Source organism: Haloarcula halophila (genome assembly GCF_029278565.1).
GTDB lineage: Archaea > Halobacteriota > Halobacteria > Halobacteriales > Haloarculaceae > Haloarcula > Haloarcula halophila.
Map to the genome: position 1 here is coordinate 379,558 of NZ_CP119559.1, position 24,626 is coordinate 404,183.

Genomic DNA, 24,626 nt, shown 5'->3' on the forward strand with positions numbered 1-24,626 from the left:
CACCCTCGGACCGTCACCGGGCTACTGCTCGGCGACGATCGGACAGTTGACCGTCGCCGTGCCGGCCGCCAGGATCTCCGCCGAGCCGGCGGTGTCGAGGTCCGAGACCGCCGCGAAATCGGCGTTGTCGTAGACGTTGACTGACCACAACGGAGAGTAGCTGTCGTCGTCGGGGACGGTCGCCGTGACGTTGTGCGTCTGATCACTGTCGGTCTCGGTCATGAAGCCGGAGGCCGGCCCGCCGCCGTCCTCACCGGGGTTCGTCTCGAAGGTGACGTAGATCGGGGACTGCGGGACGCTCCCGTCGGTCGTCGACAGCGCGGCCTCCTCGAACAGGAAGTACGAGACCACCTCGCCGTCGTACCACCCCTCGACGAGCGACGCGGGGCTCCCGTCGGCGCTGTGACGCATCGACGCGGTCGACCCGTCAGGGACGATCGGACAGTTCTTGATCGTGTCCGTCGGCGTGATATCGAAGCCGGCGTCCCGGATGCCCTGGACGCTGGTCACCGTGTTCGCTTCGTAGTCGTCGGGGACGGTTACCATGTGGACCCGCCAGAAGTCGTTGTACCCCTCGTCGCCGGGGAGCACGTCGACGATGTTCAACTGCCCCTCGACAGGATCGCCGTCCTCGTAGAACAGCGCGTAGATGGGGGCTGACTCGGTCGGCTGTACGTCGAAGTCGTAGTACTCGACAATGTCGCCCCCGGGGCCGTAGCCCCGGGTGAGAAACAGCGAGTCGAAGTCGATCGCCGCGTCCGGTCCGGGGAGGTCGCCGTTCCGGCTCCGGCGGTGGAGCGTCCCCGCGCTGTCGCTGAACCGGTCGACGGAGGCCCGTGGCGCGTCCTCGGGGTCGGTCGGGCTCATCCCGTCACCCATCGGGTCGGTCGACTCCATCGACTCCCCGCCCTCGGTCATAGAGTCGCCGCCGTCTTGCATCGAATCGCCGCCTCCGTCCATCGCGTCGGTCTCCGTCGTCTCCCCGCCGCTGGTGTCCCCGTCGCCTCCGGTACAGCCTGCGACCGGGAGCGTGACACCTGCGGCGGCGATCGTGGTCAGGAACGTCCGTCGGGTTCGTGGCATACACGCCATGCGGCGGGACCTGCGTACAAGGGGATTTTTCGAACTCGCGGTCGAATCGGGCCACACTCGGCTCCGTGGCCGGGCCAGAACCGACCCAATTTCGTCCCGTAGCCAAACCGTTAATCCGGGGTCGGCCCCTCGGGTCGAACATGGAGTCGCTGCACCCGCGGGTGAGACTATTGTGGGTCCTGTCGACGGTCCTCCGACTGTCGATACTCGGGGTCGTCGCGTACCTGATCGACCGGTTCGCCGTCTCGCTGCCACGGGCAATCCTCGTCGGCGGCGTGGTCGTGCTCGTCGTGGTGGGTATCGTCCACGCCGTCCTGGCCCACCGGATCTGGCGGTTCGACCTCCAGGACGACGCGCTGTTCCTGGTCCGTGGAGTCCTGACCCGGACCGACACGACCGTTCCCTACGTCCGTGTCCAACATGTCGACACCACCCGCGGGCCGATCGAGCGAAGCGTCGGACTGGCGAGTGTCGTCGTCTACACCGCCGGCTCCCGCGGCGCGGACATCACGATCCCCGGCCTCCGTCCGGACCGAGCGACCGAACTGCGTGAACAGCTCCGGGACCTGGCAATCGAGAGCGAGGCGACCGACGCAGTATGAGGCGACTCCACCCAACGAGCGGCGTCATCGGCGTCGCTCAGGCGATGTTCCAGGGCGCGTTCCTGGGCTTTTTTGCCGGGAGCGCCCTGGCCGGGACGGGATCGCTCCCGGCGGTCTCGATCCCGGGACTGACGCTTGGCGGTGCGGCACTGTTCGGTGCCTACTCGGGTGCCCGCTATCTGCGCTTTCGCTACGAGATCACGGGCGGCACGCTCGCGGTCGAATCCGGGGTGTTTGCCAGACAGTCCCGGGAGATTCCGCTGGGACGAATCCAGAACGTCGATGTCCGGCAGGGCATCCTCAACAGGATACTCGGGCTCGCGATCGTCGAGTTCGAGACGGCCGGCGGGAGCGCGACGGAGGCGACACTGGAGTCGGTCCAGATGGGAGAGGCCGACCGGCTACGCCGGCTAGTCCAGCAACACGACCGACAGGCCGAACCCGACCGTCCCGACGCGGAGTCGGCCGGGCAGGAACCGACCCACGAGCCGGAGCGAGAGACAGCCGGAACCGAGCTGTTCGCGTTCGGCCCCAGAGAGCTGTTGACCTACGCCGCCGTGTCCGTTCGGCCCGCGGCACCCGTCCTGACGCTCGTGGGGCTCCCGCTGGGCCAGGATCTCGTCCTCGAAGTGTTGCGGTTCAACCTCAGGTTCGTCGGGGCCGGAGACAGCGTCGGGCTTCCGGTGCTCCGCGAGACAACTGTCCCCCGGTTGGTCGCGCTCGCGGGCCTGTCACTCGCCCAGTTCTTCCTGGTCGCAGTAGTGGTCAGTATCGTCCTCACACTGCTCGAATACTACGGCTTCAAACTGAGTCGGGACGGCGACGATCTCCGGTACGAACGGGGGCTGGTCCGGCGCTACAGCGGGACGATCCCGCTGGCGAAGGTCCAGACTGTCACCGTCCGGGAGAACATCCTCATGCGCCGGTTCGGCTACGCGACGCTGGTAGTCGAGACGGCCGGCTACGCGGCCAGTTCACAGGGATCGACACAGGGCATGGCGGTGCCGATGGCACCACGCGACACCGTCTACGACCTGGCGCGGGACATCGAACCGTTCGGCGACCTGGAGTTCGAGCGCCCGCCGGCGCGTGCACGCCGTCGCTACGCAGTCCGGTTCGCCCTCGTGGCCGGGGTACTCACCGCCGTCGGGTACGCCGTCGATCAGTTCGTCCTCCAGTCGGGCAGTTGGTGGCCGCTGGTGGGCCTGTTCGCCCTCGCTATCCCCGCAGCACACCTCCGATGGCGCCACCGCGGCTACGCGCTTGACGACGACGCCGTCGCGACGCGCAGCGGGTTCTGGCGGCGGACGACCCGTGTGGTGCCGTACTATCGGATACAGACAGTCCTCGTCGGGCGCTCGCCGTTCCAGCGCTGGCGGCACCTGGCGACACTGAGCGCGGATACGGCCAGTACGGCGAGCGTTCTGGGTGGCGACGCCCGTGCGTACGACCTCGACGAGGGGACGGCCACGGAGCTACGCGAGACGCTCAGGAGGCGGTTGTACGACGCCCTCACCGAGCGCCGGCAACAGCGGAACCGGCGAGAAGCCACCCCCGACCTCGACTCACAGACCGAACCGGAAGTCGAGGAGACCCGACCGGACGACGAGCGATCCGACGACGACCTACTCGACGAGTAGCGTGTCGAGGGCGTCCGGGACGACGAGCACGTCGCTGGCTGGCTCGATCGCGTCCTCGACGTGCTCGGCCGCGTGCATCAGACAGTCCTCGACGACTGTCGGGTGCTCGCTGTCGGTCACGTAGAGGTCGTACGCCCGGAGGACGCGGGCGACGACGAAGGCCCGCTGTGCACCGGGTTCGTACCCGCCGGCCATCTCGGCGTACAGGCTTTCGGCACTCTCGGCCGAGGAGAGCCACTCGTAGAACCGTTGTTCTCCGGTCCCGTCGCCGGCCCCCTCCGGCAGGCGGGCCGGGACGACGATGCGTCCGTCGGGAACCAGCGGGTCGTAGTCACCCAGCGCGACGTAGGTCGCCGCCCGGGTCGCCTGGTAGAGGTTGGCGTCTTTCGGAGCGCCGACGCCGGCGACGACCGCGTCGTAGGTTCCCTCGATCGGGACCGACAGTGCCTCGCGGGCACTGGCCGCCAACGACTGGACGACCGCACGCGGTTCGCCCGCGGCCGCGTCCAAGATGCCCGACGGGCCGTGGGTGACGTTCAGACAGAAGTCGACCCCCACCCGGTCGCCGGCGCGGTCCAGAAACGACCGGAACGGGTTGTCCTCGACCCGGCCCAGTCGGACGCCGTCCCTGGCCAGGAGATCGGGACCGTGCGTGTAGCCGATCTGTGACTCGCCGCCGGCGCCGATGACGGCGGTCTTTGCACCGCCGGAAAAGCCCGCGTACTGGTGGGGTTCGACCATCCCGGTCGCCAGGACGCGGTCGGCCGCAGCCACCGTCTCGTGGATCTCGACGTCGACCCCGTCGACTTGACCGACCGTCACCGTCGCGTCGGGGTCGTGGTTCGTCGCCAGGTCGGCGTGCTCACCCAGAGCGTCGGCCAGTTCCGCGTCGGTCATCGGTCTGTGGAGGCCGAGGCCGACGACGACGGTGACCTGCTCGCGGGCGACGCCGAGGGACTGCAAGCGGGAGAGCAGGGCATCGAGCAACACGTCGTCCGGCGTCGCCCGCGTCACGTCCGTGACGACGATGGCGACCGTCTCGTCCGAATCGACCACGTGATCCAGCGACCGACCACGGGGATTCGAGAGCGCCGCCTCGGCGGCGGCCGCCGGGTCGACTGGCTCGCCGCCCGGTGGCTCGCAGACCGTTACCTCACAGTCCGGCAGCGACACGTCGACCGTGCCATCGCCGAGCGGGAGCGTCACTGTCACTGCCGGTGCTATGTCGACGGGGAGCGAAAGCGTATCGGATCGTCACGCCGCCGTGGTACTCCCCTGTGTCGGGGTCCCGTCGACCGTCACGCCGCCGGGCGCGTACTCGATCGTATCGTCCCTGTCGCTGATCGTTGTGCCGTCGACGAACAGTGTCGCACCGTCGGTGCCGAGCGTCGCTTCGATGTTCCGGCTGGAGCCCGATCTGACCGTAGCGCCGTCGATGGAGAGATCACCGTTGGATCGCAGTCGCAGCTCTCTGTTGGTGTCTATCGTCGCGCCGGTGGCGACGAGTCGGCCGGAGCCACCCTCTCCCGCACTGATCTCGATGTCACCGCCGCGGACGACGACCGTCTGTCCGGCGATATCGATGGTCTCCTCGGCTCGCAGTTGCACGCCGCCACCTCGGATGTCGATATCGGTCCTGATCCTCATGGTTCGGGTGCTGAGTGTGTTCCCGCCGAGGTCCAGCGTCCCCACGTCGCTCGGGACGACGAGATGGACAGCCGGGTCGTCGAGCCCGTTCTCCAGTTCGGCTTTCGTGTACGTCGTCTCCCCGGCGTCGTACCGGCCGTTGTCGTTCGCGTCGTCGTAGGCCACCGCTCCCGGTGGGTCGGTGCTCCCGGACATGAGCACGACGGTATACGACTCGACCGGCCCCCAGTTCCCGTTGGCGTCACGGGCACGGACCGAGAGGTTGTGTGCCCCGGTGTCCCAACCGCTCGTGTCGACGGTCGTGGTGACGGACTCGTCGACGCTGTCGTACTCCCCGTCCGCCGGGGCGAACGTGCCACCGGGGGCCGTCCTGTTGGACCGCCACTCGACGGCGTAGATGTCGACGCCGCCACGCTGGAAGTCCGTCGCCGTCGCCGTCAGCGTCACCGTCTCGCCGTGGGGGATCGACTGCCCGCTGGCTGTCGTCTCGGACGTGTCGACGCTGGTCACGAGCGGTCCCTCGTCGTCGCCAGTGCCGCCCCCCGCATCAGCCACGTCGAAACGGACCGTCGCCGTCTCCAACTCGGCAGGGCTGGGGTCGAACGTCCCGTTGATCGTCACCGGTCCCGGCTCTGTCCCGCTGTACCGGAAGACCGCGTGGCCCCGTCGGTTCGTCACCGGATCGATCGGCGCGACCGTTCCGTTCGTCCCACTCCTGGTGACGTTGACCTCGACACCGCTGACCGGGTTGTTGTAGCGGTCCCTGACCTCGAAGACGATCCGTCGCGAGTTTCCGACGGGCAGCGTCGAGAGCGCGTTCTCCTCGGTCGTGATGTAGTGGGCCGTGGCCTGATCTGATCGGCCACCCAGTTTGACCTTCGCCATGCGAAGGTCGTAGGTCTGGTCACCGTCCAGCGTGATCGTGACGGTGTCGTACGGTGTCCCGGGCGTGACCGAGACGTTGTCGTAGACGTAGCCGCCGTTCCGGACGAGTTCGTCCTGCAGCAGTTCGTTCCAGGTCGACTCGTCCAGCCGGGTCGGGAGCCGTATCCGAACCGGCCCGTCGCCCTCGACACTGGTGACCTGCTCGGGTGCGCTCACGGGCGTCACCTCGATGTCGGTGGCAGTCGTCGCGCTGCGTGAGAGCGAGCCGTTGAGCGTCACGAGCGTGATCCGGCGACCGCTGACCACCCGCTCGGCCGTCAGGGGGAGCGTTCGCTCTCCGAAGCGGTCGTAGAGGACGCTGTTTTCCAGCACGGTCGTCGGTGCGTTGTCGTACTCGTTGTACCGCGGCCGGTAGACGACGTGGCGGGTGTCGAACTGGTGTGTCCCTCCACCCCAGTAGTCGTTCGTTTCACCGCTGGCGGTGAGGTTCTCCAGTTCGACGGTCCCGACGGCCGTGGTGGTGAGCCGGCCCGCCGGGTCCGCCGGGTTCAGCAGGAACGGCCGTCTGGGGTACCGGAGTCCGAGCGTGACGGATTCGGAGGTGACCCGTCCGCTCGTCGCCGCAGTCGTCACGTCGTCCCGCAGCAGTTCGAGTTCGCCACGGACCTGCTGGCTGTGGGCGAACTCCTCGCCCTGGTTCCAGGCGGGGACGGCACTGACCTGCAAAATTCCCATCAGGAGGATCAGGAGTCCGAACATCAGGACGAACCCGACGACTGCCGACTGGCCCCGCTTGTCGCCCGGGAATCGATCGCTCATCTCAGACCACCCCGAACGCGAGTAGCGTGATCGCGATCATTCCGAGGCTGTAGTTGAGTCCAGCCAGGACGTTTCCCCTGGAGAGTTTCCCCGCCATGAGCCCGATAAACAGCGCCTGGACCAGCGAGGAGTGGATGAAGGCGAGTTTGAACCCATCGGCGTCGATCGACTGGAGGCTGACGGGGAGCTCCGTCGCCTGGTCACCGGCCTGTTGGCCGACCGCGACTGCCTGTTCGAAGTAGAACTCGTTGATGAGCAGCAGGATAGCCAGATAGACGAAAAACGAGACGATGGCTGCGACGACGTAGGACGACAGTTCGCGACTCCGCGCCCGTTCGAGTTCGCGTTGCATCCGTGCGTCCTCCGCGGCGACCGACAGCGTCTCGTCGAGGTTCCCGCTGGCCTCGTCGGCTTCGACGATGAGACGCAGCGTCCGGGTGACGATCCTGGTCCGGGAGCGGCGAGCGAGTCGCAACAGCGCACCCCGCAGGTCGTCGAACCACGCCGTCTCGTTGTTCACCCGCTCCATCTCCGCAGAGAGCGCGGTGTCTGCCCGCTCGCTGGCGATCCGGAGGGCCTCAGACGGTCGTAGTCCCATCCGGTTCGCGCTGGCCCACGAGGAGAGGACGCTGGGGAACCGGCGGCGGATGGTATCGAGTCGCCGCTGACGGATCCCCTGAAACACCGCGAGCGGGCCGAGTGCGACGAACAGCGGGAGGACGATCAGCAGTGCCGTCGTCCCCAGCGGTGCCCCAAGCAGAGCCGACATACTGACAGCGACGACGTTCCCCGCGACGAGTGCGCCGACGACGGCGAGAGCGAGCGGGACCGAGAGGACGAGCACCCACAGTGGTCGCTCGACGAACAGCCGCCACGGGTGTGTCAGCGTATCGAGTCGCTTCGCTCGCCGTTTCCGTTTCGCGTAGGCCTTAGCGTCCTCCTGATCGGGGACAGCAGGGGAGTCAAAGACCGGAGCATCGGCCGTGAGCGCGTTCTGTCGGAACGGCGCACCCAGTTGGTCGAGGACGAGGATCGACAACACCGATCCACCCGGGATGCCGAGATAGACGATCGCGTTGACCTCGGTCAGCGTCGACGTCCCGGTAATCCCGATGACCATGAGCAGGATGAGGACGAACAACGGCCCGGCGATCAGCAGCGTCACGTAGACCTCCGCGAACAGTTCCACCCGCTCCAGGTACTCGGCCTGGACCGACCGTGCGTCCTGGATAGCGTCCTCCCGTTGGTCCGCGAGGAACGATTCGACGGAGCCACCGGACTCGACGATGCTCAGGAGGTCGCTGAAGAAGTCACTGAGTATCGGGGACGGCGTCACCTCGCTGGCCTCCCGGAGCGCCTGGGGGAAATCCCGTCCGAGGTAGTCCATCTGGTTCGTGACCAGCGCCGCCTCGCGAGCCACTTCGCCGTAGGTATCCTCGTCCTCCGAGAGGCGTCTGAGGATCTCGACGATGTCCAGCCCGCCACGGGAGAGCGCGTACATGTACGCGACGCCCGAGGGGTAGACGAGTGCGAGCCGTCTCGCCCGGGCCGTCGCCTTCTGCCCGGGGAGATAGTACCGGACGTACCAGGTCCCGACCCCGAACAGCCCCGCGAGGACCGCCGGGAGGACGATACTGACGACGACTGTGCGGTTCTCGCTGACGACCTGACCCACGACACCCGTTCCGGAGACCCCCGAGAGCGTCGACAGGAGGCCGGTCGTCGCCGCCCACCAACTGACCGCAACGCCCACAGCGATCCCGAAGACGGCCGCGACTATCGCCAGCACCGTCGACCGGGCGAGATACTCCTCGACGGTCACCGGTATCCTGGCCGCGTTGAGCGTCTCCCGGAGTCCGAGATGGCGGTCGGTCCGGGTCGAGAAGAACCGTCGGAGCGGCTCGTAGAGCCACGACACCTGTCGAACGAGCCAGCGCTGTGTCTCGGTCCGGTCGGGCACCGCCATGTCAGACCAGTTCCGCTACTGCGTCACGGTCCAGCAGTTCGATCACGTCCTCCGGGTTCCGGTCGTACTCCCAGATGATCGCCTGGAACGACTCGTAGTCGGAGATGTCCTCCTCGACCATGTATCGCAACAACCGCTCCCGTCTGGAGAGTTCCAGTTCCAGCCGTGGTTCGTCCCAGCCGTTCATGTACATGATCTCGCGGAGTTTCTTCGATTTCTGTGCCCCCCGGAAGCTATCCGTCGACGGGTTCCACTCGTAGATATCACGGACCCCCGTCGACTCGCCGTCACCGCGTTCCAGTTCGGAGATGCCGACGTTTCGCCTGACGCGACGGTCCCCGACGAAGATCTGCTGTTGGATCGCCGTGATATCCAGTTCCCGCACCATCTGTTCGGGCACCGACAGCGGCGGGTTCTGCAACCGTGAGAGGACGGTCGCAGTCGAGTCAGCGTGCATCGTCGTGTACGCCGCGTGGCCCGTCGCCATCGCCTGGAAGAACGACAGCGCGACCTGCCGCTCGGTCCGGATCTCGCCGACCAGGAGGTACTCCGGACGCTGTCGCAGGGCGGCTTCCAGCAGTTTGTACATCCCGATGTCCCCGCTTCCGGACGCCTGGCCCTCCCGAGTCACGCTCTGAATCCAGTTCTCGTGGGGGAGCGTGATCTCGCGTGTGTCCTCGATAGAGATGACCTTGTTCTTCTCCGGGATGAACATCGAGATCGCGTTCAACGAGGTCGTCTTGCCGGACGCCGTCCCGCCGGCGAACAACAGCGAGAGGTTGTTCTGGATCGCCATCCAGAAGTAGGTCATCGTCTCCACGGAGAAGGTCCCGAACTGGATCAGGTCGATCGGCGTCAGCGGCACGTCCGAGAACTGCCGGATCGTGAAGTTCGACCCGCGGGAACTGACTTCGGTCCCGAGCGTCAGTTGGATCCGGGAGCCGTTCGGCAGGCTGGCGTCGACCATCGGGTCGGCCACGGAGACGTGCTTGTCGGACCGCTGTGCGAGCCGGACGACGAGCGAGTTCAGCCGGTCCGCCGAAAACGAGATGTTGGTCCGCATGTCCCGATACTCCCGGTGGTAGACGTAGACCGGGATGTCGGTCCCGTCACAGGAGATGTCTTCGAGGTTCCGGTCGGCGAGCAGCGGACTGATCCGGTCGTACCCCAGCAGGTCCCGTTCGATGTAGTATCTGATCTTGTGCAGCGAGCCCGGGTCCGCACCCCGGGCGTACCGACTCAACAGCGTATCGAGTTCCGTCGTCAACCGCTGGGTTCGGTCGGTCTCGCCGGGCCGGACGTGCATCAGGATGTCCCGCAAGTCGACCATGATGTCCTCCTGGACGTACCGCTCGAACTCCGACAGCGTCGGCTCGACGACGTGGTACTGGATATCGCCGCCGTCGTCGAGAATCGCGACGTACGCGAACGGTTCGTCGACCCAGTACCGGTCGATCTCTTCGACCCCCTCGCGGTACGTGAAATCGAAAAACTCCGTCTCCAGGAACCCCTCGGATGGCGCAGGCGCGAAATCCCCGTCGTACGCTTCGAAGTACGCTTTCAGGTCGCCGACGACCGTCTGCTGTGGCTCCGGTGGTGGCTCCGTGACCGGATCGAACTGTTCGATGTTCTCGTCCGGCCGGTCACGACCCGCATCGAGCGGTTCGTCATCCGGCTGGGGAATGTCGGCGTCCTCGTCGATCCGGGTGGCCCAGTCGGCAGCCTCCGAAGGGTCCCCGTCTCGGTCAGTCTCCGGGCCGGACATTGATTATCGTATGTGAGTCACCCACGGTAAAACCATTTGTGTGAGTCACACGAGGAGTATCGTTCCGTCGACAGTCTGGCGGCGAACAGGTCGATAACCCGGCGAAGCGACCGGACTCACAGTGATCGTTGTAGATCGGTTCCGGATCACGCCGACACCCGGGAAGGCGCGTACCGCTACATCGCGACAATATTCACCATCAGCCGCTGGCCCACTCGACCATCCGCTCGTACACCTCGTCAGAAGAGAGCGCCGTCCGGTCGCCGACCAGCACCAGGGCCTTCTTCGCTCGGGTGAGTGCGACGTTGATCCGTCGGTAGTCCTCGAACAGCGGACCGTCCAGATCGCCGGTCGCGACGAACGAGACGACGATCACCTCCTTACTGGACCCCTGGAAGCGGTCGACGGTGTCGACGGCCACGTCGGACAGCCGCCGGTTCAGTTCCGCGACCTGCGCCCGGTAGGGGGCGATGACGCCGATGTCGGCGGCGGCGACCCCGGCTTCGCGATAGGCCCGGACTACGTCGGCGACGGCGTCGGCCTCGGTCGGGTTCGTGTTCCCGGTGCGCGAGCCGTCGGGATCGACGAAGGAGACGCGTTCCCGGAGATGGCTCGGGAGCGCGTCGACCGTCACCCCGTCGAGGTCGTCGACTTTCTGTGCCGCGACGGCGCCGTTGGCCGGACGTAACTGCCCGTCGTAGAACTCCCGGGAGGCGAACGCCTGGATGTGCTGGGCCATCCGATACTGTCTGTCGAGCATGACGCCGGCCTCGGGGTGGGCGTCGATGAGTCGCTCGAACAGCGACCGCGTGAGCGTCTCGTCCTCGGACTGGACGACCGGCGGGAGCTGCTGGTGGTCGCCGACGAGGACGAACCGATCGCCCAGCGTCGTCGCCGCGAGCGTCCCCGGCTCGGTCAACTGACCGGCCTCGTCGACGACGACGGTGTCGAACGATTGGCTCGCCATCGCCGTCGAGCCACAGGTCGCCGTCGTCGCGGCGACCACCTGGGCACCCTGGAGCCGGCCCGCACACTCGCCCGGATCGCCGGACTGGTCGAGTCGGTACTTCTGCATGTCTTCTCGGACGCCGCTCTCGGTTCCGACGCGGACGATGTCCGTGTAACCTTGTTCCTCCAACGCTTCGATGGCGTTGTCGACGGCGCGGTTGGTAAACGCCGACAGCAGGACCCGATCGCCCCGTTCGACGAGCGCCCGGACCATCCGGGCGAGCGTGTAGGTCTTGCCGGTACCCGGTGGGCCGTGAACGAGTGCGAAATCCTCGGCGCCGACGGCCCTGGCGACCGCGTCGTCCTGGGCGTCGTTGTTGTCGATGAACGTCTCTGCTGGTTCGTCGAACTCAGGAGCGCGACGGCCGAAGAGGACGTCCTTCTGCTCGGGGGACTGGGTCAACAGCGCGTCGTGGAGCGCGTTCTGGAGCCGATCGGTCGTCAACTCCGAGGGGTAGACGTCCAGTCGGCGGACCGAGAGCGGTTCGTCGACGGTGACGACGATCTCGCGGCCACCATCGGCGCTCGCTGTTCCGTCTGCCTGGTCTCCGCCGCCGATACGCTCGACGCGGGCCAGTTCCGCGTCGCCGGTGATCGGGTGGCCGTCGCTCGCGAGCACCAGGTCGCCCTCGCGGATCTTCGAGACCGCGCCGGTCCCGCGAGCGCGCAGTTCCCAGCGTCCGCCGTCGAGTTCCCGGCGGCCGAGCGGTTCCAGATCGATCAGCGCCCGGTCGTCGTCGGCCCGTTCCTGGGGGAGTTGTTCCCAGAGTTTGGCGTACTCGCGGTGGACCGCCCGGCGCTCGGCCTCGATGGCGTCGTAGAACCGCCGGAAGTACTCCCGTTCCTCTTCCGGGATCGCCACTCCGACCTGGCCGGCCTTCGATTCCTGATCGAGACGGCCGGAGACGGCCATACACGTGTCCTGCTCGAAGCAGTACTCGCACTTGGCGTTTGCCTCGTAGCCGGTTGGAACGTCGGTATCGTGTTCCATCGCCGCGATCTCGTTGCGCGTGCGGATCACGTACTGGAGCAGGCCGGAGCCGATCGAGAACTCCTTTGCCGGCGAGAGGTCGCCGCTCTCCTCGTTCCTGTCGACCGCGGCGTTTTTGGTGTAGAGCAAGGTCCCGGTGTCGGGCGCAGCCTCCAGCGGACTCGTCGTGCCGCCGTCGGCCATCACGTCGCTGGCGGCCAGGGTGTTGGCGGCCCGCTCGCCCAGCATCAACGCGTAGGCGGTCGCCTGGATCTTGTCCTGGAAGCGCGGCTCCCGCTTGGTGTTTTTGCCGGTCTTCAACTCGACGGGCATCCCGCGTCGGACGGCGTCGGCCCGCCCTTTCATGCCGTACCGTTCGGAGATGAGCGTCATCTCCGAGCGCCACTCGTCGCGTTCGGTCAGCGTCCCCTGTTCGAGCCACCCCTCGATTGCCGCCGCGTGGTCGCGCACGTCGCCGGCGACCTCGTCGGCCTCGCGCCCGAGCAGTCCGATGTCGAGTCCCGCGGCCTCGATCTGGGCTTCGATCGCGTCGTCGAGGTCCCGCCCACGAAGGAGGTCGCCGAACACCTCGTGGACGACGGTCCCCTTCACGAGCGGATAAGCCAACTCGGCCCCGTCGAGTTTCCGGAGGTAGTACATCCGCGGACACTGGACCCACGCCCGGATGTCGGTCACGTCGACCAGGAAGTCCGGCTCCACGACGACACTGGCGTCACCGCCGGCCGAGTACTGGGTCTCCCCCTGGTACTGCCGTTGCTCGGCGTCGTAGACCGCCAGTTCCATTCCGGGTTCGAGATAGTCGGCCGTCTCGGTCCACTTGCCCCACAGGGTCACCGTCGTCGGCTCGCCGGCGCCCCGCTCGGGTCGGACCGTCACCTCACAGAGTTCGCTCTCACCGTACTGTGTACTGACCGTCTTCGGATCGGCCACGTCGACGACGACGCCGCGGAGTTGCACGCGTCGTGTCACGGGGGGCCACGGAAAAACGCTGTCGGTGAGGGTCAGCGGCCGCCGTCCGCAACGGCCGTGGGACGACTGTCCGAATCCGGGACGGCCCCGTCGCCGAACTCGAACGTCGACAGCAGCGCCATCAGATCGTCGGTGCTGTCGGCGACACCGTCGATGTCGCCGCTCACCTCGGTGATCGTCGCGGTCTGTTCCTCGGTCGCTGCGGCGGCACTCTCGGCCTCCCGACTCGTCCGGTCGCTGACCTCGCCGACCTCTTCGACCATCGTGACGACTTCCTGGGTCGTCTCGGCCTGTTCTGCGGTCGCATCGGAGATCTCCTGCATCGCCTCGTCGACCTCGCCGACCACGTCGACGATGTCCTCGAAGTCACGCAGCGCCGACTCGATCGTACTCGTCGAGTCGGTCACCTGGTCGTGCATCTCGTGGACATCGCTCGCGGTGTCCTGGGCAGCGTTCTGGACCTCCGCGATGAGCCCCGAGATGTCGTCGGCCGAGTCGCGCGTTTCCTCTGCGAGCGCCTTGACTTCGTCGGCGACGACGGCGAAGCCGGCACCCGACTCGTCGGCGCGAGCGGCCTCGATCGAGGCGTTCAGCGCGAGCATGTTCGTCTCCTCGGCGACCTCGGAGATGACTTCGATGATGTCGTCGACCTCCTGGACGTGGTCGACCAACCGCTCGACGGAGTCCGCGATGTGGTCGATCCGGTCCTCCAGCGTGTCGAGTTCCTCGATCGCGTCCGCAACCTCGTCCCGGCCCTGTTGGCCACGCTCTGCCGCAGTCCTGGCGGTATCGGCCGCGTTGTCGGCCGTCGCAGCGATCTCCTCGACGGTGGCAGAGAGTGTGTTCATCTCGCTGGCCACGTCGGCGTTGAGTTCGTCCTGTTTTGTCGCGCCCTCCGAGATCTCCTGGACCGAACGGGCGATATCGTCGCTGGCTGCGTCGACTTCCGCCATGCTCTCGCTGACGCGGCTGCTGGCCTCCGAGACCGATCCGGCGAAGGTCGTGACCTCGCCGAGGGTGTCGGCCAGCGTTCCGACGAGTTCGTTGTAGTTCCGGACGACCGCCTCGACGGCCTCGTCGTCGTTCGTCTCGATGTCGAGATCGATCGTCGCCGTGAGATCGCCGTCCTTTGCTTGCTCGGCCGCCGCGCCGAACGCCTCGACGAGTTCCTGTAACCGCTCGGAACGGACCTCCAGTTGCTCGGTCATCTCCTGGAGTTCGGTCGTGTAGGCGTCGAGGTTGTCGGCCATCCGATCCAGCGACTCCCCGAAGGTTCCGGGCACGTCCGTCTCCAGGACCGGTGCGTCGAACTCCTGGCGTGAGAGGGCGTCGGCCTGTCGAGAGACCACGTCCAGATGGCCCTGCATCGCACCGAAGGAGTCGACGAGGCTGCCGACCTCGTCGTCTTGGTCGTGTTCGGGGACCTCGACATCGACCTCGCCACGGGCGATCCGGTCGGCACGGTCCGCGAGCGTCGTGATCGGCTCGACCAGATCTTCGCGGGTGATAAAGAACGTGTTGGCGAAGGCGACCCCTGCACCCACGAGCAGGAGCCCCGCGAGGGCGATCTGAAGCAGGCCATCGACTGCCAGCGCGACGACCGCCTGTCCGATCGAGACACCGAACTGTATCGCGACGGCGGCCAGAACCTTCCGCTCGATAGAGTCGGCGACACCGACAAGATCAAGCGACCGGCGTATCTGCGTCTTGTACCACGCGATCAGGCTATCGATCATCCTACACGGATCTCCCTCGGAAATCCTCTTTAACGTTCTCCGTTGTTATCAGATGCTGATAACTCGGATCGGGTGACACCGGAGTCCTCACAGGAGAACGGACACGGCCGGGTCAGGCCGTCTGACCGTCCTCGTGTGCGTTCTCCCGGAGTGTCTCCATCGAAACGTCTTCGAGGACGGCCTCGCTCGTCGCTTCGAGGACGACTGGCGGCGCGTGGCCGGCCGCTTCGGCTTCGATCCAGCGTGGGACACAGAGACACCAGCGGTCGCCCGGCTCCAACCCCGGAAAGTTCAGCTCCGGACGGGGCGTGACGAGGTCGTTCCCCTGTGCCTTGCTGTACTGGAGGAACGATTCGGTCAGTACCGCACAGATCTCGTGTCGCCCCGGGTCACGCTGGAGGGGATAGCAGTAGCCGTCCCGCATGAACCCCGTCACCGGGTCCATCGAGCACCCGTCGAGTTCGCCACCGAGGACGTTGGTCTCGCTCTCCATATCAGCTCTGGCGGCGCTGGCCGGGAAAGTGGTTCGGTGGCCTCGAAGCCATCGGACCGATGGCTTCATTCGATACCAGACCGAACGCACAATCGACAATGCGCGTTCGTGACTGGCAGGATATCCTCGACGACGTTACGGAGAGCAACGCTGACCCTGGCGGCTGGCGGGCCGTCGGGGGCGACCGCGCGAACGGAATCGGCGAGGACATCTACTTCGGCCACCCCGAGGCTGGGGTCTACCAGATGAAGACCTACGCGAAAAACCCCTTCGAGGTCCAGGGGGTCGGCTCGCAGGTCGCCCGACGGGTCGACGACGAGATCGACCCGTTGTTCCCCGAAGACGGAAGCGGACTGTTCGGCGTCCAGCAGGGAGTCGAAGACGCGGACGAAGCCGAAGCGAAAGCACAGAAGCTAGAGACGGTCTTGGAGACACACGCCGACGCCCCGACGACCCCGAAAGCGATGCTCGAAGACATCATGGACGCCGTCGACTCGCCGGCCTACGGGCCGATGGAGTTCGACCAGCACGACCGCCCCGAGCGGATGGACGACCTCACCGAGACGTTCGAGGAGGCCGAGCAACTCCTCGACAAGGAGTTCGAGGACGTCATCGAGGAGGACGTCGAACGGGGGTTCTACTGATGATCGCTGCGGGAGCGGGTGGACGCTGATGGTCGGCCCGTCGATCACCGAGGACGACCGGAAAGCCTTCGTCAAACGGCTGAAAGTCGGGTTCGCACTCCTGGTCGGGCTGTCGATGGGACTGGTGACGCTGTACACCGGTGCCCGACTCCCGCTCGTGGCCGGTGTGACGATCGGGTCTACCGTCGTGGGGGGAGTGCTCGCCTGGTTTACGATCCCCGACAGCGTCGGCGGGATCGCGTACGACGAGCGCAGCGAGACGGTTCAACGCGGCCGAACGCCGGGTGACGCGCTGCGCGAACAACAGCGCAGTGGCGAGGACGAGCAGCCGCGTGCGGCCGACGGGAACGGCCGGTCACCGGACCGAAACCGGAAGTAGTCAGTCGTCGAGTCGCAGCGTCGTCTCCCGCTCCCAGGTCCGTTCGTCGACGACGACGACCTCGTCGTCGCTGAAGACGTAGAGGTAGTCCTCGACGTAGCGGGCACGCGAGACCGTCCCGTTGGTCTGTATCGTCGCCGTTTCGGACACCGATCCGTCAGTGTAGTTCATCACGACCCCGTCCTCGCCGGCCGGCAGGAAGAAGACGCCGTGCTTGCGGTCGATCGTGAACGCGTGGTGGCTCTGTGAGATCGCGGACCAGCGGTGGGTCCGGAGCACCCGCTGGTCGTCGATCGTCGGGTTCGACGGGTCGGAGACGTCGAACAGGACGGTCTTGACGGTACCGTCTTCCTTCCCGATACCGAGGACGTGGTCGTCGTCGATGGGATGTAGGTACGACGAGAAGCCAGGGAGTTTCAGTTCGCCGGTCTCCTCGGGGTCGTCGGGATCGGAGAGATCGACCACGTGGAACGGATCGATCCGGCGGAACGTGACGACGTAGGCGGTATCGTCCACGTAGCGGACCGAGTACACCCGCTCGGTGACCCCCATGTCGGTGACGGAACCGCGTCTCTCAAGCGTTTGACTGTCGAGAACGGAGAGATCGTTCGTGCTATCGGCGGTCCCGACCGCCGGGATCGTCGTCGTGATCCGCAGGGTCCCCTCGTGTTGGTCCATCGAGAACTGGTTGAGCGGCCTGCCAGGTACTGTCCCGGTCGCTTCGACCGAGAGGTCGGTGTCGTCGATCCCGACGCGGACGATTCCGGTCGTGGTCGCGTTGCGTTGCCGAGCCCCGCGGTAGTCGGCGAACTCGCGGTCGAACTCCGCACGGAGTCGCTCGCGTTCCTCCGCGGAAAGCGTCGCGAGCCACTGATCGAAGACGCGGTTGATCTCCTGGTGTTTCGCTCGTGCGGAGATGTTGTACGACTGGATCTCGGCGACTCGATCCTCGACGTGGTCCGGCGTTTCGTCGAACTCGGTCCGGAGGAACTCACCGAGTTGCCGGGCCTGGCTCGTCTCCTCGGTGTAGGTCACGTACAGCGCGTCCCCGGACATGTGGACGACCGTGTTCTTGCTGGTCCCGACGAAGGTGACCGAGTCCTCGACCGTCCCGTCCGCGGCGTCGATCGACAGCGCCGTATAGGTCGCGTCGACCGGAACCTGTGCCTCGGGTCGGTAGACGTCGCCGCAGGCGATCGCGTGGTCCGCTCCGAGGGGCCTGATCGGACACGGCGTATCGAGGCCCACACCGGATCGCGTGACGAGGAAGGCGGTCCCGTCTTGCAGTCGCGCGGTCACAGCGGTGTGGTTCAGCGAGCGTTCCCAGGACTGCTCCGGGTTTTCGGGGTCGCTGACGTCGTAGCCGGTGACGTTCCGATGACCGATCACGACCAGGGTATCGCCGGTCTGGAGCAACTTCCCGGAGTCGCTGATCTCGCTGTGGACCTCGGGGGCGTCGGGATCGGTCACGTCGATGACGTGGGTCGCCTGGTCCGGACGTTCGGCGTCCGGAAGCGCCGAGATGTCCGTCGGCCGGCCCTGCGGCTGGAAGATCGGCACCGGACTCCCTGCCCGAGCGGGCGTGTAGTAGAAGTTCCGTCCGTCGGTCTTGACAACGTCGGGCTCGTCGATACCGGCGATCTGGACGTTCGTCGTGCCGACACGTGACGGGGTCTCGACGACACTCCTGGTCCCTCCAGTGTCGTCCGTTGCGGCATCGGTCGCCAGCGGGACATTCATACTCAGATTCGGCCCGTCTCGAACGACCGGTCGCGGGTTGGGTTGGCGCTGTTCGGTTCGGCGCAGCCCCCGTCTGACGTAGCTGTCGAACGCCGCTTCGCTGCCGAACTGGGCGACGGCGCTGCGTGTTCCAGTCTCGGATTCCTCGACAGCTGGGACAGTCGTCGTCCCGGCCGTGTCGGGTTCGGACTGGGTGGAGCTATCGTCGCTACCCGGGGGCGCCACGGCGAAGACCGTACCAGCCCCGACGAGCGATCCGACGAGCAGGGCGACGAACACGACAGCGGTGTACTGTGTTCGCATATCGGCCGTTCACACGACAGTACCGATAAGATACCTTTCGTTCAAGACGAATTTTTACCGACAGGCGGCGGACAGATCCCCTGATCCGCTGGAACCCCCCTCAGGATTCCGGATAGAAGACGTAGGAGTGGCGGATGTCGCTGTCGTACAGCAGGGCGTCGGCGGGCATCCGGAGGAGATGAGCCAGGAAGTAGAGGTCCCCGGCGGCCCCCAACGTGTTGAACAGCAACGCGACGAAGGCGAAGAACGCGAGCGTCGGAACCGGGACGAACAGCAACGGGACGAGGAGTCCGTCCAGCACGAGGAGGGGCGCGATACCGACGAGAATGGTGTCGTTCCGTGTCTGGAACTGGTGGAACGCGGCGGCGTAGAACGCGCCCAGTTGCGGGGCCGCGCCGTAAGAGACCTGATAGCCCTGGAGTCGGAAGGCGAGCCCGTGAACGAGTTCGTGGAGGACGGTCACGGCCACGACAGCGGCGACGAACACGCCACCGACGGCGATCGGGACGGTTGCCTCGAAGGCCGTGTCGTCGGTGACCGTGACACCGAAGAACTCAGCCAGCGCGGTACTGCCCTGGCCGTACCACAGGAGGCTCCCGAACAGTAGCAGTGCCGGGCCGAGCAACAGCAGGATCAGCCCGAGCATGGCTGGCAGCGAGTAGTGGAACTCCTCCGGCGGACCGTAGCCGTCGGGCGATGCCGGCGTCAGTGTCGTTGACGGCTCGTACTGGCTCGTTGGCACGTTCCGACGTACCAGCGGGGAGCGCATAGAACTACCGCGGCGTCGCCACCTGACGTGGACCCCCGTGGGTCAGGGATCGATCCGGTCGATCCACAACTGCGGGTCCTCGATCTCGGCGTCGGTCGGGAGGTGATCGGGCGATTCCCAGACCCGTCCCGCCGCCGCGACCCCGCGAGCGTCGGCCACCACGTCGAAGAAGGCCTTGCCGCGTTCGTACTGCTGGCGTTTCATCCGCATGCCCAGCAACTCCCGGACCAGTTCGGCGAGGGGGCCTCTCCCTTCCCGCCGGGCGTCGATCTTCGCCCGCAGGTCGTCGTACTCGTCGTCGAAGGCACGGTCCATCAGGAGTTCGGCGTACCCCTCGACGGCCGTCATCGTCGTGTCGAGTTGGCCCAGCGACTCACGGTCGAGACTCCCGCCGGAGAGGTTCTCGATGGCGTCTTCCATCGCCGTCTCCATGTGTTCCGAGAGCCAGGGCGCGGCACCGAACTCGGCGGCGTGGGTCACCTCGTGGAAGGCGATCCAGCGGCGGAACCGGTCGCCGTCGACGTTCAGTTGCTCGGCCACTCGCTGGATGTTCGGACGGACGAAGTACAGCGCGTGTTCGTCGCCGTCGGCCAGCAACAGCGGGTCGTACTGGCCGAGGACGTTGTTCGCGAGAAACGAGAGGGTAAACGCCATCGACCCGGTGTTGACGACCCGGGCGACGCCGGGGACCATCTCGGCCTGCTGTTCGATCGGTGCCATCACCCGCCTGAACGTCTCGATGTTGGCGTCGATCCAGTGGTGTCGGTGCTGGATCTCGACGGTCTCGGGAAGGTCGAACTCGATACCTCCGACCGCCCGGACGCGATCGCGTGCGTCACGGACGTCGGTTGCGTAGCCCGACTGCTCGGCCTCGGAGACGGTCAGATCACCCGGTTCGGTCGACTCCTTGGCGGCTTCTGCGACGGCGGCCCAGTCGATCGGGCCGTCCCCGGAGGCTCCGGCAACGGCGCGGACGCTGTGATACAGGCCCATACCCGGACCACGGGAGCGACTGGGATATGCCTTCTCCCCGACTGCGCTACGCCTCGATCGCCTCCGACGACAGTTCGGAGTCACCGCCCAGCAGTTTCTTGGCGGCGACGACGAGTCCGACGAGGAGGACCAACCCGACGAGCGCGAGCAACGGACCCGCTCCCGATTCGTCGGCGTCAACTGCCGTCTCGACGCCCGCCTCGTCGGCCTCTTCCTGTCCGCTTCCCGGTGCGTTCGCCGTGAACTCGGCACCGTCTAGATGGAACTCGAAGAACGTGATCTTCGTCATACACGTGGGGGTAGACGGGCGTGCCTTATCCGTCTTGTCCGGATGATTGATACCGGAGACACCGCAATTGGGTGGCATGGACGAGGACCGACGCGCGTTTCTCGAATCGTTGTTGTCGACCCCGGGTCCGTCGGGCTACGAGACCGACAGCCAGCGGGTCTGGATCGATTACGTCAGCGAGTTCGCCGACGACGTGACCGTCGACGACTACGGGAACGCTGTCGCGACCGTCGAGGGCGGCGAGACGACCGTCGCGCTGACCGGCCACGGCGACGAGATCGGGTTCATGGTCCGGGACATCACCGACGACGGCTTCCTACGCCTCTCGCGGATCGGCGGCTCCGACAAGACTGTCTCGCGGGGCCAACACGTTACGATCCATAGCGCCGACGGGCCGGTCTCGGGGGTCGTCGGGCAGACAGCGATCCACCTCCGGGATCGTGACGACGACGAGAGCGTCCCGGAGATCGCCGAGCAGTTCGTCGACGTGGGCGCGACCGACCGCGAGGAGGCCGAGGCGCTGCTCGACCGTGGCGATCCGGTGACGTTCACCCAGACGATCACCGAACTGGAAAACGGCCGGCTCTCGGCGCGGGCGATGGACAACCGCGTCGGCATCTGGGCGGCCGCCGAGGGGCTCCGACGCGCGGCCGATCGCGGGGCCGACGTGACCGTCCACGCCGTCTCGACAGTTCAGGAGGAAGTCGGCCTCCAGGGCGCGAAGATGGTGGGGTTCGATCTGGCCCCGGACGCCGTCCTGGCGGCGGATGTCACCCACGCGACCGACTCCCCGGACACTCCGGGCGAGCGATCGACCGGCGTCGAACTGGGCGGTGGTCCCGCAGTTGCTCGGGGGAGCGCGAACCATCCCGTCCTCGTCGAGGCGCTCCGAGAAACGGCAGAGAAAGACGACATCGACGTGCAGTTGCAGGCGACCGGCCTCCGAACGGGAACCGACGCCGACGCCTTCTATACCGCTCGCGGCGGCATCCCGTCGGTCAACGTCGGCATCCCGAACCGGTACATGCACACGCCCGTCGAAGTCATCGATCCAGAGGACCTCGATGCCGTCGCGGACCTCATGGCTGGCTTCGCCGTCCGCGCCACCGAGCATGAACCCTTCAGTGTCGACCTCTAAGGGACCACGCAAGCGGTACGTTTAAGCGCACGACACTATCCTTCCCGAACATGAGTGGTCGACCGCTGGACGTACTCGAAGCGTCGCTCGGTGAGGAAGTCACCGTCCAACTCAAAGGCGGCGAGATCTTCACCGGGGAACTCTCGGGTTACGATCAGCATATGAATCTCGTGATCGAGGACGAAGACACAACGATTATACGCGGGGATAACGTGGTTTCGATCAACCCATGACTGGCAAGGGAACTCCCTCCCAGGGTAAGAAAAACACCACGACACACACGAAATGTCGTCGGTGTGGCGAGAAGTCCTATCACACAAAGAAGAAGGTCTGTTCGTCGTGTGGCTTCGGCAATTCGGCGAAGCGACGCGACTACGAGTGGCAATCGAAAGCTGGCGAATAAGGCCCACAATCCATGCACGAGAAGTGCGGCGTTGTCGGCATCTCGCTTCGGGATCGAAACGCCGCCCGTCCCCTCTACTACTCCCTCTACGCTCTCCAGCACCGCGGCCAGGAGTCGGCCGGTATCGTCACCCACGACGGGTTCCAGCAACACAGCCACGTCGAGATGGGGCTCGTCGGCGACGCGTTCAGCCCCGGCGACCTCGAATCGCTGAACGGCTCGAACGGGATCGGCCACGTCAGGTACCCGACCGCGGGTAGCGTCAACACCTCCTGTGCACAACCGTTCTCGGTCTCGTTCAAGTCGGGATCGCTCGGCCTCTCACACAACGGCAACCTCGTCAATGCCGACGAGATCGGCGACGAACTGGCCGACCTCGGCCACGCCTTCACCTCGGACGGCGACACTGAGGTCATCGCACACGACCTCGCACGGAACTTGCTCGAAGAGGATCTGGTCCGTGCGGTCAAGCGGACCATGGAGCGAATCCACGGCTCGTACTCGCTGACGATCATGCACGACGAGACGGTGCTGGGCGTGCGTGATCCCGAGGGCAACCGGCCACTGTGTATCGGTGAACTGGAAGACGGCTACGTCCTCACCTCCGAGTCGGCCGCGATCGACACGCTCGACGGGGACCTCATCCGTGACGTCAAACCCGGCGAACTGGTCGTGCTCCACCCCGACGGGACGGGCTACGATACGTACCAGCTCATCGAACGGGAGAACACCGCCCACTGCTTCTTCGAGCACGTCTACTTCGCTCGCCCGGACTCGACCATCGACGAGAGCCTGGTCTACGAGGTCCGGCGGGAACTGGGACGAAAGCTCTGGGGGGAATCCGGCGTCGAGTCCGACGTCGTCCTCCCGGTGCCTGACTCCGGGCGAGCCTTCGCCTCCGGCTACGCAGAGGCTGCCCAGAACGACGGCTCGGACATCGAGTTCGCCGAGGGGCTGATGAAAAACCGCTACGTCGGGCGCACGTTCATCATGCCGACCCAGGACGAGCGTGAGCGGGCCGTCCGGCTGAAACTGAACCCGATCAAATCCACCATCGAGGGGAAGAAGGTCACGATCATCGACGACTCGATCGTCCGTGGGACCACCTCGACACAGCTCATCGAACTCCTGAAAGACGCCGGTGCCGAGGAGGTCCACGTCCGTATCGGTGCCCCGCCGATCGTCGCGCCCTGTTACATGGGCATCGACATGGCCTCCCGGGACGAACTGATCGCCGGCGACCAGTCCGTCGAGGAGATCCGCGACGAGATCGAGGCCGACTCGCTGTCGTATCTCTCGATCGACGCGATCGCACAGACGCTGGAGACCAGTCGGACGGACCTCTGTCTGGGCTGTGTCACCGGCGAGTACCCGTACGACATCGAGGGCGAGGAGACCGACCGCGATGTCATCCGGCCGGAGATCGGTGGGTCGGCGACGCCCGCCGACGACTAACGAGGGGCGCGAACGGAACGGTTCCATCGGTCCCTCGATCGGGTGATTCGTGGCCCAAAGACGGAGTGAGCGGCCTCCGAACGCGGACGATAGCGCCGTGGGCACGACGACCCCTGCGGAAGTGCTGCTCGTGTCCTCCCCGACACCGATCGGTCGATAGCAGTCGTCGACTAATTCGGCCTCTTCGACGGGCTTTACCGGGTGAACTAGAGCTTACTGAGCCGAGCCGTTTCACGAGGAGTGGGGCTTGCTCGTGCTACCAGATCACGTACAACATCGCGTAGACGACGATCCCCAGCGTAAACGAGATCAGCCAGAGCGTCGCCGCCGCTTTCCCCGCACGCGGGTGGTTCGTCTCCGACAGTTGTGCGACCGGGTAGCTGGCGGCGAGCAACAGGACGTAGTAGACCAGCGGGATCGCGAGGATCGCAAGCAGGATGTGGATTCCCAGGACCGGGAAGTAGACGTAGGTCTCGACCGCCGCGGGACCGGTAAAGTCGGTCGGCCCTCGCATGACGACCCGATAGAGGTACAGCGTGAGAAACGCGGCAAAGAGCCCGAAGGTCGTGAGCATCAACTGTCGGTGCCGGCGGATGTCACCCCGACGGACCGCCCTGATCCCGGCGAGGATCGTCACGATCGCGAGCGCGCTGATCGCCGCGTTGGCGTGGGGGATCGCTTCGAGGACCGTCGCCGGAGCCTGTGGCAGTAGTCGCTGGGGGATCGCCCCCAGCACTGCGCCGAACACGAGTGCCAGGGAGACCACCGTCAACAGCCCCGTGAGCTTCCCGACGTGGTTCCGTGCCGTGGCCTGCATGCTCTGTTCTGGGGTACGCGGGGGCAAGGGCGTTGCGTTACCGACGGACGGGAACCGGGAGGGGCAGCGGACAGTGAAAGCGA

At 66.2% G+C, this 24,626-nt stretch carries 21 protein-coding genes; 8 read left to right on the forward strand and 13 right to left on the reverse strand.

Annotation, left to right across the window (positions count from 1 at the left end; all coding sequences use genetic code 11):
• Positions 1-21: 21 nt before the first annotated feature.
• A complete protein-coding gene (locus P0204_RS01955; protein ID WP_276221234.1) occupies positions 22-1,083 on the reverse strand; it encodes a hypothetical protein in 1,062 nt (353 codons plus the stop codon).
• A 149-nt stretch (positions 1,084-1,232) separates the two neighbouring features.
• Here P0204_RS01955 and P0204_RS01960 point away from each other — a divergent pair, with 149 nt between their 5' ends.
• Both P0204_RS01960 and P0204_RS01965 read left to right on the forward strand, forming a co-directional pair.
• Positions 1,233-1,694: a PH domain-containing protein gene (locus P0204_RS01960; protein ID WP_276221235.1), complete on the forward strand. Its 462-nt coding sequence runs from the start codon at positions 1,233-1,235 to the stop codon at positions 1,692-1,694.
• Complete coding sequence (locus P0204_RS01965; RefSeq protein WP_276221236.1) at positions 1,691-3,334, forward strand: PH domain-containing protein; 1,644 nt, start codon at positions 1,691-1,693, stop codon at positions 3,332-3,334. Before P0204_RS01960 ends, P0204_RS01965 begins: the two co-directional genes overlap by 4 nt.
• Here the strand turns inward: P0204_RS01965 and P0204_RS01970 are convergent.
• The 7 genes from P0204_RS01970 to P0204_RS02000 all read right to left on the reverse strand — a co-directional run bounded on the left by P0204_RS01970 (position 3,320) and on the right by P0204_RS02000 (position 15,613).
• Positions 3,320-4,540 carry a lactate racemase domain-containing protein gene (locus P0204_RS01970; protein ID WP_379801903.1) on the reverse strand — a complete coding sequence of 407 codons (1,221 nt, stop codon included), beginning with the start codon at positions 4,538-4,540 and terminating at the stop codon, positions 3,320-3,322. The genes P0204_RS01965 and P0204_RS01970 overlap by 15 nt on opposite strands.
• A 48-nt stretch (positions 4,541-4,588) precedes the next feature.
• Positions 4,589-6,685 (reverse strand): Ig-like domain-containing protein, encoded by a 2,097-nt coding sequence (locus tag P0204_RS01975; protein WP_276221238.1) that lies wholly within the window; start codon positions 6,683-6,685, stop codon positions 4,589-4,591.
• Between the two features lies 1 nt (position 6,686).
• A complete protein-coding gene (locus P0204_RS01980) occupies positions 6,687-8,651 on the reverse strand; it encodes a type II secretion system F family protein (protein WP_276221239.1) in 1,965 nt (654 codons plus the stop codon).
• Between the two features lies 1 nt (position 8,652).
• Positions 8,653-10,416, reverse strand: a complete 1,764-nt coding sequence (locus P0204_RS01985) for a type II/IV secretion system ATPase subunit (RefSeq protein WP_276221240.1) — start codon at positions 10,414-10,416, stop codon at positions 8,653-8,655.
• Between the two features lie 199 nt (positions 10,417-10,615).
• On the reverse strand, positions 10,616-13,372 hold the full coding sequence (locus P0204_RS01990; protein WP_276221241.1) for an AAA domain-containing protein: 2,757 nt from the start codon (positions 13,370-13,372) through the stop codon (positions 10,616-10,618).
• Between the two features lie 44 nt (positions 13,373-13,416).
• Positions 13,417-15,120 (reverse strand): methyl-accepting chemotaxis protein, encoded by a 1,704-nt coding sequence (locus tag P0204_RS01995; protein WP_276221242.1) that lies wholly within the window; start codon positions 15,118-15,120, stop codon positions 13,417-13,419.
• 112 nt (positions 15,121-15,232) lie between these two features.
• A complete protein-coding gene (locus tag P0204_RS02000; protein ID WP_276221243.1) occupies positions 15,233-15,613 on the reverse strand; it encodes a DUF2237 family protein in 381 nt (126 codons plus the stop codon).
• Positions 15,614-15,711: 98 nt separating this feature from the next.
• Here P0204_RS02000 and P0204_RS02005 point away from each other — a divergent pair, with 98 nt between their 5' ends.
• Positions 15,712-16,257 (forward strand): hypothetical protein, encoded by a 546-nt coding sequence (locus P0204_RS02005; RefSeq protein WP_276221244.1) that lies wholly within the window; start codon positions 15,712-15,714, stop codon positions 16,255-16,257.
• 28 nt (positions 16,258-16,285) lie between these two features.
• Positions 16,286-16,636 carry an alpha/beta fold hydrolase gene (locus P0204_RS02010; RefSeq protein ID WP_276221245.1) on the forward strand — a complete coding sequence of 117 codons (351 nt, stop codon included), beginning with the start codon at positions 16,286-16,288 and terminating at the stop codon, positions 16,634-16,636.
• Here P0204_RS02010 and P0204_RS02015 read toward each other — a convergent pair whose 3' ends face one another.
• The 4 genes from P0204_RS02015 to P0204_RS02030 all read right to left on the reverse strand — a co-directional run bounded on the left by P0204_RS02015 (position 16,637) and on the right by P0204_RS02030 (position 20,730).
• Positions 16,637-18,679 carry a beta-propeller domain-containing protein gene (locus P0204_RS02015; protein ID WP_276221247.1) on the reverse strand — a complete coding sequence of 681 codons (2,043 nt, stop codon included), beginning with the start codon at positions 18,677-18,679 and terminating at the stop codon, positions 16,637-16,639.
• Positions 18,680-18,779: 100 nt separating this feature from the next.
• Positions 18,780-19,421 carry a DUF3267 domain-containing protein gene (locus P0204_RS02020; protein WP_276221249.1) on the reverse strand — a complete coding sequence of 214 codons (642 nt, stop codon included), beginning with the start codon at positions 19,419-19,421 and terminating at the stop codon, positions 18,780-18,782.
• Positions 19,422-19,490: 69 nt separating this feature from the next.
• Positions 19,491-20,441 (reverse strand): zinc-dependent metalloprotease, encoded by a 951-nt coding sequence (locus P0204_RS02025; RefSeq protein ID WP_276221250.1) that lies wholly within the window; start codon positions 20,439-20,441, stop codon positions 19,491-19,493.
• A 46-nt stretch (positions 20,442-20,487) separates the two neighbouring features.
• On the reverse strand, positions 20,488-20,730 hold the full coding sequence (locus tag P0204_RS02030; protein WP_276221251.1) for a hypothetical protein: 243 nt from the start codon (positions 20,728-20,730) through the stop codon (positions 20,488-20,490).
• Positions 20,731-20,806: 76 nt separating this feature from the next.
• Between P0204_RS02030 and P0204_RS02035 the strand changes: the two genes are divergently transcribed.
• The 4 genes from P0204_RS02035 to purF are packed head-to-tail and all read left to right on the forward strand — an operon-like array spanning position 20,807 to position 23,726.
• A complete protein-coding gene (locus P0204_RS02035; RefSeq protein ID WP_276221252.1) occupies positions 20,807-21,868 on the forward strand; it encodes a M20/M25/M40 family metallo-hydrolase in 1,062 nt (353 codons plus the stop codon).
• 50 nt (positions 21,869-21,918) lie between these two features.
• Entirely contained in the window at positions 21,919-22,101 is a 183-nt protein-coding gene (locus P0204_RS02040) for an LSM domain-containing protein (RefSeq protein WP_276221253.1), read from the forward strand.
• Positions 22,098-22,271 carry a 50S ribosomal protein L37e gene (locus tag P0204_RS02045; protein WP_276221254.1) on the forward strand — a complete coding sequence of 58 codons (174 nt, stop codon included), beginning with the start codon at positions 22,098-22,100 and terminating at the stop codon, positions 22,269-22,271. The genes P0204_RS02040 and P0204_RS02045 overlap by 4 nt, the downstream gene beginning before the upstream one ends.
• Before the next feature lie 12 nt (positions 22,272-22,283).
• On the forward strand, positions 22,284-23,726 hold the full coding sequence (gene purF / locus P0204_RS02050; RefSeq protein WP_276221255.1) for an amidophosphoribosyltransferase: 1,443 nt from the start codon (positions 22,284-22,286) through the stop codon (positions 23,724-23,726).
• Positions 23,727-23,982: 256 nt separating this feature from the next.
• Here the strand turns inward: purF and P0204_RS02055 are convergent, their stop codons facing one another.
• Entirely contained in the window at positions 23,983-24,543 is a 561-nt protein-coding gene (locus tag P0204_RS02055) for a DUF420 domain-containing protein (RefSeq protein WP_276221256.1), read from the reverse strand.
• Between the last annotated feature and the right edge of the window lie 83 nt (positions 24,544-24,626).

Coding starts and splice junctions, on each gene's coding strand:
- P0204_RS01960 (WP_276221235.1), top strand. CDS start 1,233: ATGGAGTCGCTGCACCCGCGGGTGAGACTATTGTGGGTCCTGTCGACG.
- P0204_RS02005 (WP_276221244.1), top strand. CDS start 15,712: ATGCGCGTTCGTGACTGGCAGGATATCCTCGACGACGTTACGGAGAGC.
- P0204_RS01980 (WP_276221239.1), bottom strand. CDS start 8,651: ATGGCGGTGCCCGACCGGACCGAGACACAGCGCTGGCTCGTTCGACAG.
- P0204_RS02045 (WP_276221254.1), top strand. CDS start 22,098: ATGACTGGCAAGGGAACTCCCTCCCAGGGTAAGAAAAACACCACGACA.
- P0204_RS02055 (WP_276221256.1), bottom strand. CDS start 24,543: ATGCAGGCCACGGCACGGAACCACGTCGGGAAGCTCACGGGGCTGTTG.
- P0204_RS02015 (WP_276221247.1), bottom strand. CDS start 18,679: ATGCGAACACAGTACACCGCTGTCGTGTTCGTCGCCCTGCTCGTCGGA.
- P0204_RS01975 (WP_276221238.1), bottom strand. CDS start 6,685: ATGAGCGATCGATTCCCGGGCGACAAGCGGGGCCAGTCGGCAGTCGTC.
- P0204_RS01955 (WP_276221234.1), bottom strand. CDS start 1,083: ATGCCACGAACCCGACGGACGTTCCTGACCACGATCGCCGCCGCAGGT.
- purF (WP_276221255.1), top strand. CDS start 22,284: ATGCACGAGAAGTGCGGCGTTGTCGGCATCTCGCTTCGGGATCGAAAC.
- P0204_RS02010 (WP_276221245.1), top strand. CDS start 16,286: ATGGTCGGCCCGTCGATCACCGAGGACGACCGGAAAGCCTTCGTCAAA.
- P0204_RS02040 (WP_276221253.1), top strand. CDS start 21,919: ATGAGTGGTCGACCGCTGGACGTACTCGAAGCGTCGCTCGGTGAGGAA.
- P0204_RS02000 (WP_276221243.1), bottom strand. CDS start 15,613: ATGGAGAGCGAGACCAACGTCCTCGGTGGCGAACTCGACGGGTGCTCG.
- P0204_RS02035 (WP_276221252.1), top strand. CDS start 20,807: ATGGACGAGGACCGACGCGCGTTTCTCGAATCGTTGTTGTCGACCCCG.
- P0204_RS02030 (WP_276221251.1), bottom strand. CDS start 20,730: ATGACGAAGATCACGTTCTTCGAGTTCCATCTAGACGGTGCCGAGTTC.
- P0204_RS02025 (WP_276221250.1), bottom strand. CDS start 20,441: ATGGGCCTGTATCACAGCGTCCGCGCCGTTGCCGGAGCCTCCGGGGAC.
- P0204_RS01985 (WP_276221240.1), bottom strand. CDS start 10,416: ATGTCCGGCCCGGAGACTGACCGAGACGGGGACCCTTCGGAGGCTGCC.
- P0204_RS01995 (WP_276221242.1), bottom strand. CDS start 15,120: ATGATCGATAGCCTGATCGCGTGGTACAAGACGCAGATACGCCGGTCG.
- P0204_RS01965 (WP_276221236.1), top strand. CDS start 1,691: ATGAGGCGACTCCACCCAACGAGCGGCGTCATCGGCGTCGCTCAGGCG.